We start from the raw sequence: 14,207 nt of genomic DNA on the forward strand, positions 1-14,207 counted from the left end.
GTTTCACGGGAAACCCATGGCGGTGACGGTTCAGCCGATCTTCAACATCCGGCCGATAGTCGCCTGCCACAGCGCGCCGTCGGCGCTGATAGTTCCGGTGAGCTGCATCGGCTCGTCGACGGGCGCGATCCCCACCTGGGTGTGCGCCCGTCGCTCCCCGGTGTGGAAGTCGACGGCCGTGTAATAGACCGGTCCGATCTGCTGCACTCCCCCGCCGGGTGCCAGTGGTCCGTAACTCAGCGCATGAATCAGACCGTCGGCGCGGGAGAGCTTGGGCAGGGTGGCCATGCGGTCATCGCTTTCCCATATTCGATGACATCCGTTGCCGGACACATCGATACGAGTCATCCCACCCGTAAATGCCGCCGCCGGTGGATCACTCGGTCCCGACGTGGCGAAGGGCGGATACTGGAAGCCATAGGTGCTCGGTATGACGATGGAGTTGCCCCACGCCATCGGTGAGTTCTCGGTGCCCTGCCCGGACGTCCCGAACGCGTCGGTGCTGCAGACCGGTGAACCGTCGTCGGAGCGATAGACCAACAGCTTGGGTCGGGGCGCGTTGTCGACGATTGCCACCCATTCGTCGCCGTTCGGACCGAAATATGTTGGCGTGGTGCCCGATCCCGGCGCCAGCTGGCCCGGGCGTCGAAATTCTCCGGTCTCGTAGGTGACCCGCCAGACGATGAGCGGCGTTCCCTGCTGATCAGCCCGCATCTCGTACAGCGCCTTGCTGGTCAGGATCGACGCCCCGTCCCGGCGGATGGTGAGACCGTTGGTGAGCTTCTCGCCTTCCGGCAAGTGCGTGGACCCGACCCGGCCACCGGTGTCGACGGTGCCGATGACACCACCGGTGGTCGCAAACCAGATCCGCCCGTCGTAGTCCGGCGCGAGTCCGGTGATGGCGTCACCGACAGGGAGCTGGTCACTGACATCCAGGCGCTCATCGATGAACAGTTGCCGGCGTCCGTCGGGATTCGTGCGGTGGGCGATCTTGAGGATCGAACCCGACCCGTCCGCCACCACGACGCGGTCGCGGCCGTCGAGATAGCCGTACACCCCGCCGAGCAGTCCACCTTTGGTGAGTTGCAATGACGCGATCGGCTGCGCTGTCGTGGGGTCGAAAAGTGCCACAGTCGGGACGGCAAAACCTGGTGGGTTGATTCCGGCGTAGCCGGTGCAGAGGGCGACCGGCAGTCCGTCACTGCCGATGAACGTCGCCGCGCAGGCGCCACCGGGCAGCGACGAGGCGAGCAACGTCCCGTCGGCGCCGGGGCCGGCGTGGGGGGTCGAATCCGTGGAGGCCAGGTCTCCGTGGATGAGCGCGGTTCCGGCCGGGCCGACATCGGGCGCAATCGGATCAGCCTGCGCGACCGGTGCCGTCAGCACGAACGACAAGAGCACCGCGAGAAACAACACTGCCGGACCCCCAGAGCGCATCACCCGCATATCCAAGCACGACGCGGGCAACTCGCCCCGAAAACTGGCAAATATCGGGACGCCGAGGGCTGTATGCCCTCGGAGCACTGGTATTCCACAGTTTTCAGGGTGATCGAACCTGCACTCACCCGAATTCGTCTGATCACCATGGATTTCGGTGTCTATTCGGCAAAAGAACTGCACCGGCACGGGTTGAGCGCCTGGCAGATCCGGCGCGAGACCGAGACCGGCGCGCTGATCGGACTGCGGCAGGGCTGGTACGCGATGCCGACAGCGGATCCGGAGGTGGTCGAAGCGGTCCGGGCCGGCGGCGTCCTCGGCTCACTGACCGCTGTCGATCCGATCCCCACCGCAGTGCTCTCTGCGGCGCGATGTATGAGCCCCGAGCACTGGATCGCCACCTGCGATTCGGCGCTGAACACGGCCGAGCTGACAGTGGCTCAGATGGCCTCGGAGATGGGCGCATCGTCCCGGCGGGTCGCTCGGCTCCTGGAGAAATGCGATCCGGCATCCCAGTCGGGCACCGAATCAATCGTCCGCGTACGGCTTCGGGCGATCGGATTCACGGTGATCGTTCAGCCTCAGGTCTCGGGCGTCGGCGGGTGGACCTGGGAGTCGGTCGTCTTCTCCTCGAATGCGACAGCGTGCGGCATCACACCAGCCTAGAGAATTACCACAACGATCGTCGTCGCGACCGTCGCGCGTTGGTCGACGGCCGGCTGACGATGCGGCTCACCTACGACGACGTGCTCTACGGCTGGGACGGCGTGCTCGCCGAGATCCGGGCGATCGCCCGGTCTGATCGGCACCGTAGGCGGCCGCTGCCGGCGAATTCTGGCAAATACAGGAACTCCGAGGGCTATTTGCCCTCGGAGTCCTGCTATTTGACAGTTTCGCCGGTGTCAGGCCCGAACTAAACGAGAAGCTCAGCGATCTGAATGGTATTGAGCGCCGCACCTTTACGGAGGTTGTCACCCGAGACGAACAGTGCCAGCCCACGACCTTCCGGAGCACCCGGATCCTGACGGATCCGGCCCACCAGTGAGTTGTCCTTGCCGGCGGCCTCGAGCGGGGTCGGGACCTCGGTCACCGTCACACCGGGCGCACCCTCGAGGAGCTTGGTGGCCTCCTCGACAGAGAGCGGTCGTCCGAACTCGGCATTGATCGACAGCGAATGCCCGGTGAACACCGGAACCCGCACGCAGGTTCCGCTGACCAGCAGCTCGGGAAGTCCGAGGATCTTGCGCGATTCGTTGCGCAATTTCTGATCCTCGTCCGTCTCACCGGAACCGTCGTCTACCAGCGCACCGGCCAAGGGCAGCACGTTGAAAGCAATGGGCGCAACGTATTTCACCGGTTCGGGCAGCGAGACCGCGGATCCGTCGTGGACCAGCTTCTCGGCATCATCGATACCGGCGCGCAACTGCGACACCAGTTCTTCGACACCGGCCAGTCCGCTGCCGGACACCGCCTGGTACGACGAGATGATCAGTCGCTGCAGGCCGGCTGCGTCGTGCAGCGGCTTGAGGACCGGCATCGCGGCCATCGTGGTGCAGTTCGGGTTGGCGATGATCCCCTTCTTGGGGTTGCGCGCCTCCTCGCCGTTGACCTCTGAAACCACCAGCGGCACATCGGGATCCTTGCGCCACGCCGACGAGTTGTCGATCACCGTGACACCGGCGGCGGCAAAACGAGGTGCCTGCTCGCGGGACATGGTGGCACCGGCCGAGAACAGCGCGATGTCGAGTCCGGTGGGGTCTGCCGTTGCGGCATCTTCCACCACGATCTCGCCACCACGCCACGGCAGCTTCTTGCCCGCCGACCGCGGCGATGCAAAGAACCGGATCTCGTCGGCGGGAAAGTTACGCTCTTCCAGAAGTTTTCGCATGACGGCGCCGACCTGACCGGTGGCACCGACAACACCAACACGTACACCCATGGCTATCGCCCCGTTCCGCCGTAGACAGTGGCCTCTTCGTCGCCACCGAGATCGAAGGCGGCGTGCAGTACGCGAACAGCCTCGTCGAGTTCGGTGTCGCGGCACAATACCGAGATGCGGATCTCCGAAGTCGAGATGAGTTCGATGTTGATCCCGGCATCCGACAACGCTTCACAGAACGTCGCGGTGACTCCCGGGTGCGACTTCATTCCGGCACCGACCAGCGACACCTTGCCGATGAGATCGTCGTAAAGGATCGAGCTGAAGCCGATCTCGTCCTTGAGCTTCGACAGCTTCTCGACCGCGAGCGGCCCGACTTCCTTCGGACACGTAAAGGTGATGTCCGTCTTTCCGGTCGCGACCTCGGACACGTTCTGCAGAACCATGTCGATGTTGATCTCGGCATCGGCGACTGCGCGGAACACCTTGGCGGCGTAGCCGGGCTTGTCGTCGAGCCCGACGATGGTCACCTTGGCCTCGCTGCGGTCGTGGGCAACGCCGGTCAGGATGGCTTCTTCCACGGGAATGTCCTCCATCGATCCGGACACCATGGTGCCGGGCTTGTTTGAGTACGACGAGCGCACATGAACGGGAACGTTGTAACGACGGGCATATTCCACACAGCGCAGCATCAGAACCTTTGCGCCGCAGGCCGCCATCTCCAGCATCTCCTCAAAGGACACGGTGGCCAGATGCTTGGCGTTCGGAACGATTCGGGGATCGGCGGTGTAGATGCCGTCGACGTCGGTGTAGATCTCGCAGACGTCGGCGTTGAGCGCGGCGGCGAGAGCAACCGCGGTGGTGTCCGAACCCCCGCGTCCGAGCGTGGTGATGTCTTTGGTGTCTTGCGAGACACCCTGGAAACCGGCGACCAGGACGATCTTGCCGTCGTCGAGCGCCGACCGAACGCGACCGGGCGTGACGTCGATGATCTTCGCCTTGCCGTGGCTGCTCGTGGTGATCACACCGGCCTGAGACCCGGTGAACGACTGCGCCTCGGCGCCCAGGGAGCTGATCGCCATCGCCACCAGGGCATTGGAGATCCGCTCACCAGAGGTGAGCAGCATGTCCATTTCCCGCGGCGGCGGGGACGGGCACACCTGCTCCGCCAGATCGAGGAGTTCATCGGTGGTGTCACCCATCGCGGACACGACAACCACGACGTCATTGCCGGCCTTGCGCGTCGCGACAATGCGCTCCGCCACCCGACGAATGCGTTCGGCGTCGCCCACTGATGAGCCACCGTACTTCTGCACGACCAGAGCCACGCAGTTTCCCTTCTCTCGCTTGCATCGAGCTGCCAGAAATCAGACAGCCTGAAAAATAGGGACCGCTACAGCCCCGTGCAAGGATAGCCACCTGCATCTTCACGTGCGCCGACGCATCGGGCGCAACCACTTGGTCGATGCCGGCGGCCGGTCCACACTAGGATCCGTGAGGTGCTGAGCCGAGCGACAATCGAAACCGTCAGCGATCGGCTGTACAAGCACCGCAGCTGGATCGAACCGATAGCGGCTTTCCTGGTGATCCGCCTCATCGGACTGCTGACCCTGCAGCGGTTCGATCAGCTCCGAGGTAATGGTGGGCTCGGGTCGGTGCTGTCGGCCTGGGACGGCAAATGGATGTTGGCCATCGCAGAGCACGGCTATGGTGGCGTTCCTCTCACCCAGACCGACGCGCAGGGTATGCGCGACTCCGACACGCCTTACGCCTTCTTTCCCGGGTACCCGATGCTCGCCGGTGCGGTCGACAAGATCCCTGGCTTTAGCCCGCTCGGTGCCGCGCTCACCGTCAACGTGTTCCTCGGGGCGCTCGCTGCGGTGGGTGTGGCGCGGATCGGTGCCATCTGTTGCGAGCAGATGCAGAACCGGCCGAATCCACCCCGCTGGATCCCGGCCCGCATCACCAACTGGTTCACCGAGGAACGCGACGAGTCCGGTGAATCCCGCCTGTCCAAGGCCGATCCCGCTCGGGCCGGCCTGCTGCTCTCGGTGTTTTTTGCCGCGGCCCCGATGGGCATCGTGCTGTCGATGGCCTACACCGAAGCCCTGTTCTGCGCCCTGGCCGCCTGGACGCTGGTCGGCGTCTTACAACAGCGGTGGCTGCTGGCCGGGACCTGCGCGATGCTGGCCGGGCTCAGTCGGCCGACCGCGGTCGTGCTGATCGGCGTGGTCATCCTGGCCGCGGCACTGCGGCATCGCGACGGCTGGCGCGCCTGGGTTGCGATCATCATCAGCCCACTGGGCTATCTGGGTTATCTGGCGGTGGTGTGGCAGAAGACCGGCGAACCGCTGGGTTGGTTCCGGATCCAGACGCAGGGATGGAACACCGGGATCGACTACGGCAAAGCCGCCTTCGACTTCGTGAACTTCGCCCTGGTGAACTCGCCGGAAATCGCGCCGGTGGCGACGGCCTGGATCATCGTCATCACCATCGCGTTGGCCATCTACAGCTTTGTGGACCGGGTGCCCTGGCCGGTGTCGGTGTACGGCGCCCTCGTGGTTGTCTCGATCGTCGCCTCGAGCGGACTGATGATGAGCCGGCCGCGGCTCCTGCTACCGGCCTTTGTCCTGCTGATCCCGTTTGCCATCGGGCTCGCCAAACGCCGGACATCGACTCAGGTGATCGTCGCCATCATCGTGATCACCTTCAGTTCCTGGTTCGGTGCCCACATGCTGACGGTGTATCCACACGCCATGTGACCGGGCCACCGCGAAACCGGAAATTCGCGCCACCTGCCTGCGTTCGCGCCGGTTGCAACCGGCGCGACCGTAGGTAAGTGGCGCGAATTCAAGCAGGTGGGTGGAGTCAGCGGAGGCGGCGGGCCCTGGCCTCGAAGCCGTCGCACAGAGCGTCGATGCCTTGATCGAGGAGATAACGCGGATCGGTCAGTTGCAGGTTGCCGGTCCCGACGAGTTCTGCCAGATGCGGCGGAGGTGTGCCGTCGGGCCTACCGGCGAGCAGTCGCATGAATCCGCTTTGTCCTTCGCCGCCCTCGTCGGCCCGGTCGTGCAGCAGGCGTTCGGCGACAGTACTGAGGACCGTGCCCGCGATGTGATTCCACAGCGACAACGCCATCTCCGTGGCCTCCGCGGTGGTGATCTCCAACTCCAGGAATCCGTCCACCAGCCAGTCGAGACAGTTCAGGCTCTGCGGCCCCATGCTGCTGCGCGGTGAGGCAAACGCAAGCAGGACCCAGGGATGGCGCTGATAGAGATTCCAGTCGACGTCGGCCGCGATCAACGCCCGCTGCCGCCAGTTCGCATCACCGGCAGGCGGATAAGGAAAGCGGACGCCGATCTCGTCGGACATGGCCATGAGCAGGGCGTCCTTGTCGGAGACATGCCGGTAGAGCGACATCGTCCCGACGCCCAGCCGGTCGGCGATCTTGCGCATGGTGACCGCACCGAAGCCGTCGGCGTCTGCGAGCTCGATGGCAGCGTTGACCACCGCGACACGGGTCAGTTTGACCCCATCGGTCCCCTGTTCGGGATCAGCAACACTCATCTCCGCAGCCTCCTTCGCTTGATCATTCTCCCGGCAATCCCGAAACCGCGGAATAAACGCTTTGCGTACAACGTACTCATATGCGTACGTTGTACCCAAACCCTATCGACCAGGAGTACTGCAGTGAGCATCACGGACCGACCGGCCAACAGCGGAGCCGAGGCGAAAGACCATCGCCCCGACCGCCGCGCATGGCTCGGGCTCGCAGTCCTCACGTTGCCCGTGTTCCTGGTCTCGATGGACTTCTCGGTCCTCTACCTCGCCATCCCCACACTGAGCGAAGCACTGGCGCCCTCGGCGACCCAGCAACTCTGGATCGTCGACATCTACGGCTTCCTGATCGCGGGCCTGCTCATCACGATGGGCAACCTCGGTGACCGTTTCGGCCGGCGACGGTTACTGCTGATCGGTGCCACCCTCTTCGGCATCGCATCCGCGGTTGCCGCCTTCGCCCCGGACGCCTCCTCATTGATCGCCGCCCGCGCCATCATGGGCATCGGCGGGGCAACGCTGCTCCCGTCGAGCCTGTCGCTGATCGGCAACATGTTCCCGAATGCCGTGACCCGCGCCAAGGCGATCGGGGTGTGGACCGCAGCCTTCGCGGGCGGATCAGCGCTCGGCCCGGTCATCGGCGGCGTCCTGTTGCACCATTTCTGGTGGGGCTCGGTGTTCCTCATCAACGTGCCGGTCTTGCTGATTCTCCTCACTCTGGCTCCGCGACTGGTCCCGGAATACCGCTCGGGCACCACCGATCCGTTCGACGTGCTCGGCATCGTGTTGTCGATGCTCGGCATCCTGCCACTGGTCTACGCGGTCAAACATGGTGCGGCAGAAGGCCTCGACAACACCACGCTGGTCTTTGCGGCGATCGGAATCGTCGGCATGTGGCTGTTCATCCGTCACGAACGCCGTACCCCGTTCCCGCTGCTGGAGCTGAAACTGTTCCGCAACGCCCGGTTCTCGGCCGCGATCGGCAGTGCGCTGACCGGCATGATGACGCTCGGCGCACTGAGCTACCTCACCGGCATCTACCTGCAATCGGTGCTCGGACGAGACGTGATGGCCGCGGCCCTGCTCGGGCTTCCGATGGCCATCGCCGTCGCGGCCTTCTCGATGAGCGCCTCCCGGATCGCGGCGTTTGTCTCGGTCCGCTGGGCGTTCGTGATCGGCATCGTGTTCGCCGCCATCGGCAACGCGGGGATGATCTGGCTCGGTGTCTCCGAAGGTGTCGGGGTGTATCTGGTCAGTTCGGCGGTCGCGGGTATCGGCTACGGCATGATCTTCTCGCTGGTCTCCAACGTCGCGGTGTCCTCGGTTCCCACCGAACGCAGCGGTGCGGCCGTGGGCATCTCCGAGACCAGCTTCGAGTTGGGTACCGCGTTCGGCCTGGCCATCCTGGGTTCGGTGGCGACCATGGTGTTCCGCAGCAACACCGAGAACACCGGCGCCAAGGACACCCTGTCGGAAACCCTCACGCATGCGCAAGACCTGGACCCCGCTGCCCAGGCCACCCTCGCCGACGCCGCACGCAGCGCTTTTGTCGATGGCCTGCACGTCACCGCGGTCGTGAACGTGGCACTCTTGGCTGCGATGGCCGTCATCGTCGCGGTCTTGCTGCGCACTCGGACACCGGTCGCGCAACCGGCAAAGTAGGAGCCAAAGCGGCTCCACCACAAGGAGTTACAACTGTGCCCCTACATCCGATCCTGGCCGGACGGTGGAGCGCCCGCGGCTATGACAGCGCCGCGGTGATCTCCGCCGAACATCTCGAAGAAATCCTCGAGGCCGGTCGGTGGGCGCCCACCGGTGGCGGTGAACAACCCGTTCGTTTCATCGTCGGCGTCCGCGGCGAGCCCACGTTCGCCGGACTTGTCGAGGGCCTCAAGCGCGGCAACCAGTCCTGGGCACCGGCCGCGGCCGCGTTGATCCTGTTGTGCACGAACGACGTTCCGAACGAACCGAAGATGCAGGACTACGCGACCATGGACGTCGGCCTGGCGGCGGCGCAGATGATCACGCAGGCGCAGTCAAACGAATGGAATGCTCACCCGATGGGCGGGTTCCGGCCCGAGGCGATGATCGAACGGTTTGCGATACCGCCCGGCCACCGACCGCTCCTCATCGTGGCCATCGGCAAGCTTGCCGACCCGGACACCCTGGCACCCGAGGTGGTCGAACGTGACCGGCGCGAGCGCACGAGATTGCCCCTACCGGACGTCGCCTTCAGTGACTCCTGGGGCCATCCGTACACGTCAGGGCACTGACGGGACCCCCTTTGGAGTTCGGGAACGACGAGAGTAGAGTGCCAAACATGCAGCGCGTGCTCCTTCTCCTCTGCCGCGGCGGGGTCTGATCCAGACCGGCTTCCCGTCGCGGGATTTGTGACGCGCCGGTCTTGCCCCCACCACCTTCGGAGATTGACCCAATGCCTGCCGCAGATGCTTTCACTTCCAACGCCAGCCGAATCGTCGAACCGGCCGGCCCCATTCCCGCCGATCAGCCCGCCTGGAATCCCCAGCGCAATTCGGCGATGCCCGCCCACCGATACCGTCCGTTCGCCGACGAGGTCGAGTCGGTGGCACTGCCCGACCGCACCTGGCCCGACAAGGTCATCGACCGCGCACCGATGTGGTGTGCGGTGGACCTGCGCGACGGCAACCAGGCGCTGATCGACCCGATGAGCCCGGCCCGCAAGCGTCGCATGTTCGACCTGCTGGTGCGGATGGGCTACAAGGAGATCGAGGTCGGCTTCCCGTCGGCCAGCCAGACCGACTACGACTTCGTCCGCGAGATCATTGAGGACGGCGCCATCCCGGACGACGTCACGATCCAGGTGCTGACGCAGAGCCGCGGCGAACTGATCGAGCGCACCTTCGAAGCCTGCCGTGGCGCCGCGAATGTGATTGTGCACTTCTACAATTCGACGTCGATCCTGCAGCGTCGGGTGGTCTTCCGCGCAGACAAGGAAGCGATCAAGAAGATCGCCACCGACGCCGCCCACAAGGCCAAGGCCGAAGAGCAGAAGTACCCGGACACCAACTGGCGCTACGAATACTCCCCGGAGTCGTACACCGGCACCGAACTCTCGTTCGCCAAAGAGGTCTGCGACGCGGTCACCGAGGTCATCGACCCCACCCCGCAGAACCCGATCATCCTGAACCTGCCGGCCACCGTCGAGATGGCAACACCCAACGTCTACGCCGACTCGATCGAGTGGATGCACCGCAACCTGGCCCGCCGCGACTCGGTGATCCTGAGCCTGCACCCGCACAACGACCGCGGAACCGGTGTCGCCGCAGCAGAATTGGGCTACCAGGCCGGCGCCGACCGGATCGAGGGCTGCCTGTTCGGTAACGGCGAGCGCACCGGCAACGTCTGCCTGGTGACCCTGGGCATGAACCTGTTCAGCCGGGGCGTCGACCCGCAGATCAACTTCTCCGACATCGATGAGATCCGCCGGACGGTCGAGTACTGCAACCAGCTCGGCGTGCACGAGCGTCACCCCTACGGTGGCGACCTGGTCTACACAGCTTTCTCCGGAAGCCACCAGGACGCGATCAACAAGGGCCTGGATCAGATGAAGATCGATGCGGACGCAGCAGGTTCCGACATCGACGACATCACCTGGGCGGTCCCGTACCTGCCCATCGACCCGAAGGACGTCGGCCGCAACTACGAGGCGGTCATCCGGGTCAACAGCCAGTCGGGCAAGGGCGGCGTCGCCTACATCATGAAGGCCGATCACGGCCTGCAGCTGCCCCGGCGTCTGCAGATCGAGTTCAGCCGCGAGATCCAGAAGATCACCGACGGCGAGGGTGGCGAGGTGTCGCCCAAGGAGATGTGGGACGTCTTCGCCGAGGAATACCTGCAGCCGATCCGTCCGCTCGAGCGCGTCAAGCAGCGGGTCGACGCAGCCGAAGTCGACGGCGGCGAAGATCAGATCACCGCGACGGTCAAGATCGACGGCAAAGAGAAGGAGATCTCCGGTGCCGGCAACGGCCCGCTGGCCGCCTTCGTCGATGCCCTCTCGACCGTCGGCTATCAGATCCAGGTCCTGGACTACTCGGAGCACGCGCTGACCTCCGGTGACGATTCGAACGCGGCCGCCTATGTCGAGGTCGAGATCAATGGTGAGACGGTGTGGGGTTGTGGCATCGCGCCGTCGATCACCACCGCCTCGCTGCGGGCCGTGGTGTCCGCCGTGAACCGGTCGGTGCGCGCTGCCGGCGGCGCCGTCCCCGAGGACAGTGAGCAGGCACCTCGGACCTGGGCCCCGTAGCCGGCCCGGCCACCACCCACTCGATTTTGCACCGTCCACCCGCAATCGCTGGTGGACGGTGCAAATTCAGGTGGCTGGGCACTAATCGAGTTCGCGCGCCTCGGTGACCAAGGCGCTGATCAGTTGACGCACGGCGCCGCGGTCCTGGGCACCCGGGCGACAGAGCGCCTCATACACCCGGGCCGCCCGGACCCCGGTGAGCACCAGCCGGACAACATTGGGGTCGCAGACCGAGTACCGGGGCATCAGAGCGATCCCATGACCTCGCGCCACCAACGCCTCGATTGCCCGAAAGTCGTTGATACGATGCATCACCCGGGGCTGGACCCCGGTGATCGCGGCCAGCGACAACAGCGCGTCGTCGACGGGGAAACCGTCGCGCACACTGATCCAGTCCTCGTCGGCGAGTTCAGCAAGCGTGACCTCCGTGCGACCGGCATGGCGATGTTCCGGACCGACCACCAGATCGATGGGTTCCCGCATCACGAAAGTTGTTGCCACGCGGGCCGAGACGACCTGCGGGGCTCGCTCGTCGCGGTGGGTGAGAACCACATCCGAATCAGACAGCAACGCCGGCGCTTCCTGGTATCGCACGTCCTCGTCCCGGGCGATCAACGCGATGCCGGCCCCGCCCATCCGCTCCATGACTCCCGGCAGGAGCAGTGCGGCACCCGAGGGGAACATCGCTATCCGCACGGAACCGACCGCATCATCGCGATACGACGCCATTTCTTCGGCCGCACGATCAACCGCGGAGACGACCTCATCCGCCCGCAGGACCAGCGCCCGACCGGCATCGGTCAGGCGTACTCGCCGTCCGTCTTGTTCGAGCAGGGCGATGCCTGCCTCCCGGCCGAGCACCTTGAGCTGCTGCGACACCGCCGACGGCGTCATGTTCAGTGCCTGTGCGACGCCGCCGATCGTGCCGCGGTCGGCGAACTCTCGCAGTATGCGTAACCGCTGCAGGTCCATACCCGCAACGCTAGTCGCGGACTAGCGGCGCCGGACCGTCATCCGCCCACCCCGTCGCGGTGCGTAGGCCACTCCGCGTCCGTGCCACCGCTCCGGGCGGGCATCGGTGTCGGCGATCGCAAAATTGCGCAGCACATCCCGCAGCACGACGTCCATCTCCATGTTCGCAAACGCCGCTCCGATGCAGCGCCGGGTACCGCCACCGAACGGTATCCACGCTGCCGATGGCCGGTTACCGACAAATCGTTGCGGATCGAAGATCTCCGGGTTCCGGAACTGTTCGCTGTCGTCGTGCAACAGCGAGATCGCCACGAGAATGGTGGTGCCCTTGGGGATTCGCCATTGCCCCAGTTCATAATCGGCAGCCAGGACGTGTCGGCCGGCGAAGTCGATCACCGGACGGCTGCGTTGTACTTCCAGGATGGTGGCCTGCCGCAGTTCGGATCCACCATCCGCGGCCTCGGCGGTCAGGCGCGCCACCAATTCCGGGTGCCGGGTCAGCCGTTCAAACGCCCAGGCGAGGGTGTTGGCGGTGGTCTCGTGTCCGGCGGCCAGTAGTGTCGCCAATTCGTCGGCCATCTCTTTGGTGGTCATCGCCGAACCGTCGTCATACGAACTCCGGAGCATCAACGCCATTATGTCGGTGCGGTTTTCGAGATCCGGGTCCTGCCGGGCAACGGCAACCATCTGCTCGATGATCGCGTCGTACTCGCCCCGCAATTTCCGAAATCGTGCCCAGGGACCGATCGGACCTCTTTGCACATGATCGGGAATCGTCGCGCACCGCGACCCCGATTCGACCATCGGCGGGATGACCTCACGCAGCGCGTCGAAATGCTCCCCCTGTGCACCGAACACCGCCCGCAGGATCGCATCCAGCGTCACCCGCATCATCGGGCCGACGGTTGCGAACTCCTCACCCTCCGGCCAGGTGTCGGTCTCCTTGGTCAGCTCCTCCGCCACGATCTGCTCATAGACCTTGATGGCCTTGCCGTGCAGCGGCGGGGTGAGCAGTTTGCGCCGATTGCGATGCGCAGCGCCCTCCAGGGCGAACATCGATCCCTCGCCCAGGATCCGGCTGAGGTTGGGCTGGACGTTGCACAGCACGTCCGACGGTGTGGTGAACACCTGCTTGGCCAGGTGCGCGTCGGCAACCACCACCGATTTGCCGAAAACCGGGATATCGATGGTGAACACCGGACCAAAACGCTTGGCGGCCAACGCCATCGTCTGACGCCTCGAGATCACAAAGGGCACGGCCTGGAGCGCTCGTGGTGACCGGAGTCCGGGCGGGAGATGCCCGGCCCCGGGACGGCCCTGGTCGGAGGTCGTCTCGTGTCGAACTGCACTCATGCCGAACCACTCCCCGCCAGTGTTCTGCGTCACTTGGTTTCACCAGACGGTACGCCGACGTACCGCACGTTACAAGGGTGGGCGCGCCGTATCGTGGCAATGTGCCGAATCCCGCCGCAACCCCGGCTCCGTCGAGCCCTGCGGGCAACAACGAATACCGCCTGCGGCTACTCGAAGCGCTCGGCGAGTCCATCACCGAACGCGGCTACCGCGCGACCACGGTCTCCGACATCGTCAAACACGCCCGGACCTCGCGGCGCACCTTCTATCAGGAGTTCACGTCCAAAGAGAATTGCCTCATCGAACTCCTGCGGGTGACCAACACCCAGATCATCGACGCCATCGTCGCCGCGGTGGACCCCGATGCCGATTGGGCCGACCAGATCCGCCAGGCCATCGGCTCCTACATCCGATCGATGGATTCACATCCGGCGATGACGTTGTGCTGGATCCGCGAGCTACCGGCACTCGGCGAGGATGCCCGCCCGATCCAACGTCAGGCCATCGATGACTTCATCCGCGCGGTCGTCGAGCTGACGGGCACCCGGCAGATGCGGTCGGCCGGCGTCAAACCGGTCACCACCGAGATGGCCATCCTGCTACTCGGCGGACTCCGCGAGTTGACGGCGAGCACCGTGGAGAACGGCCGCCCCGTCGCAGACATCGAAGACACCGCACTACAGGCCTGTTTCGCACTGTTGGGGCCGGCCGGCCGGTAGA

12 protein-coding genes are annotated in these 14,207 nt (G+C 65.1%); 6 read left to right on the top strand and 6 right to left on the bottom strand.

The genetic code is table 11. The features are described 5' to 3' along the window. Nucleotides 1-30: 30 nt before the first annotated feature. Nucleotides 31-1,446 carry an NHL repeat-containing protein gene (locus tag AC51GT_RS23540; protein ID WP_496330337.1) on the bottom strand — a complete coding sequence of 472 codons (1,416 nt, stop codon included), beginning with the start codon at nucleotides 1,444-1,446 and terminating at the stop codon, nucleotides 31-33. 99 nt (nucleotides 1,447-1,545) lie between these two features. Here AC51GT_RS23540 and AC51GT_RS23545 point away from each other — a divergent pair, with 99 nt between their 5' ends. Then, nucleotides 1,546-2,103: a hypothetical protein gene (locus AC51GT_RS23545; protein WP_496330338.1), complete on the top strand. Its 558-nt coding sequence runs from the start codon at nucleotides 1,546-1,548 to the stop codon at nucleotides 2,101-2,103. Between the two features lie 247 nt (nucleotides 2,104-2,350). On the opposite strand, the gene AC51GT_RS23550 is transcribed toward AC51GT_RS23545, so the two are convergent. Continuing rightward, a complete protein-coding gene (locus AC51GT_RS23550) occupies nucleotides 2,351-3,376 on the bottom strand; it encodes an aspartate-semialdehyde dehydrogenase (RefSeq protein ID WP_496326394.1) in 1,026 nt (341 codons plus the stop codon). Between the two features lie 2 nt (nucleotides 3,377-3,378). Then, on the bottom strand, nucleotides 3,379-4,644 hold the full coding sequence (locus tag AC51GT_RS23555) for an aspartate kinase (RefSeq protein WP_496326393.1): 1,266 nt from the start codon (nucleotides 4,642-4,644) through the stop codon (nucleotides 3,379-3,381). Between the two features lie 171 nt (nucleotides 4,645-4,815). Here AC51GT_RS23555 and AC51GT_RS23560 point away from each other — a divergent pair, with 171 nt between their 5' ends. After that, complete coding sequence (locus AC51GT_RS23560; RefSeq protein ID WP_496326392.1) at nucleotides 4,816-6,078, top strand: putative hexosyltransferase; 1,263 nt, start codon at nucleotides 4,816-4,818, stop codon at nucleotides 6,076-6,078. 106 nt (nucleotides 6,079-6,184) lie between these two features. Here the strand turns inward: AC51GT_RS23560 and AC51GT_RS23565 are convergent, their stop codons facing one another. After that, nucleotides 6,185-6,883 carry a TetR/AcrR family transcriptional regulator gene (locus tag AC51GT_RS23565; RefSeq protein WP_496326391.1) on the bottom strand — a complete coding sequence of 233 codons (699 nt, stop codon included), beginning with the start codon at nucleotides 6,881-6,883 and terminating at the stop codon, nucleotides 6,185-6,187. Nucleotides 6,884-7,006: 123 nt separating this feature from the next. Between AC51GT_RS23565 and AC51GT_RS23570 the strand changes: the two genes are divergently transcribed. The 3 genes from AC51GT_RS23570 to leuA all read left to right on the top strand — a co-directional run bounded on the left by AC51GT_RS23570 (nucleotide 7,007) and on the right by leuA (nucleotide 11,162). After that, nucleotides 7,007-8,536: an MFS transporter gene (locus tag AC51GT_RS23570; RefSeq protein ID WP_496330339.1), complete on the top strand. Its 1,530-nt coding sequence runs from the start codon at nucleotides 7,007-7,009 to the stop codon at nucleotides 8,534-8,536. A gap of 35 nt (nucleotides 8,537-8,571) precedes the next feature. Beyond that, nucleotides 8,572-9,147: a nitroreductase family protein gene (locus AC51GT_RS23575; protein ID WP_496330340.1), complete on the top strand. Its 576-nt coding sequence runs from the start codon at nucleotides 8,572-8,574 to the stop codon at nucleotides 9,145-9,147. 161 nt (nucleotides 9,148-9,308) lie between these two features. After that, a complete protein-coding gene (gene leuA / locus AC51GT_RS23580) occupies nucleotides 9,309-11,162 on the top strand; it encodes a 2-isopropylmalate synthase (RefSeq protein ID WP_496326388.1) in 1,854 nt (617 codons plus the stop codon). A gap of 81 nt (nucleotides 11,163-11,243) precedes the next feature. Here leuA and AC51GT_RS23585 read toward each other — a convergent pair whose 3' ends face one another. Continuing rightward, the gene (locus AC51GT_RS23585) at nucleotides 11,244-12,134 is read right to left on the bottom strand and encodes a LysR family transcriptional regulator (protein WP_496330341.1); all 891 of its coding nucleotides are present in this window, start codon (nucleotides 12,132-12,134) and stop codon (nucleotides 11,244-11,246) included. Nucleotides 12,135-12,155: 21 nt separating this feature from the next. Continuing rightward, entirely contained in the window at nucleotides 12,156-13,487 is a 1,332-nt protein-coding gene (locus AC51GT_RS23590) for a cytochrome P450 (RefSeq protein WP_496330342.1), read from the bottom strand. Nucleotides 13,488-13,588: 101 nt separating this feature from the next. Here AC51GT_RS23590 and AC51GT_RS23595 point away from each other — a divergent pair, with 101 nt between their 5' ends. Next, a complete protein-coding gene (locus AC51GT_RS23595; RefSeq protein ID WP_496330343.1) occupies nucleotides 13,589-14,206 on the top strand; it encodes a TetR/AcrR family transcriptional regulator in 618 nt (205 codons plus the stop codon). The last annotated feature ends 1 nt before the right edge of the window (nucleotide 14,207 follow it).

Source organism: Williamsia sp. z34 (assembly GCF_059553395.1).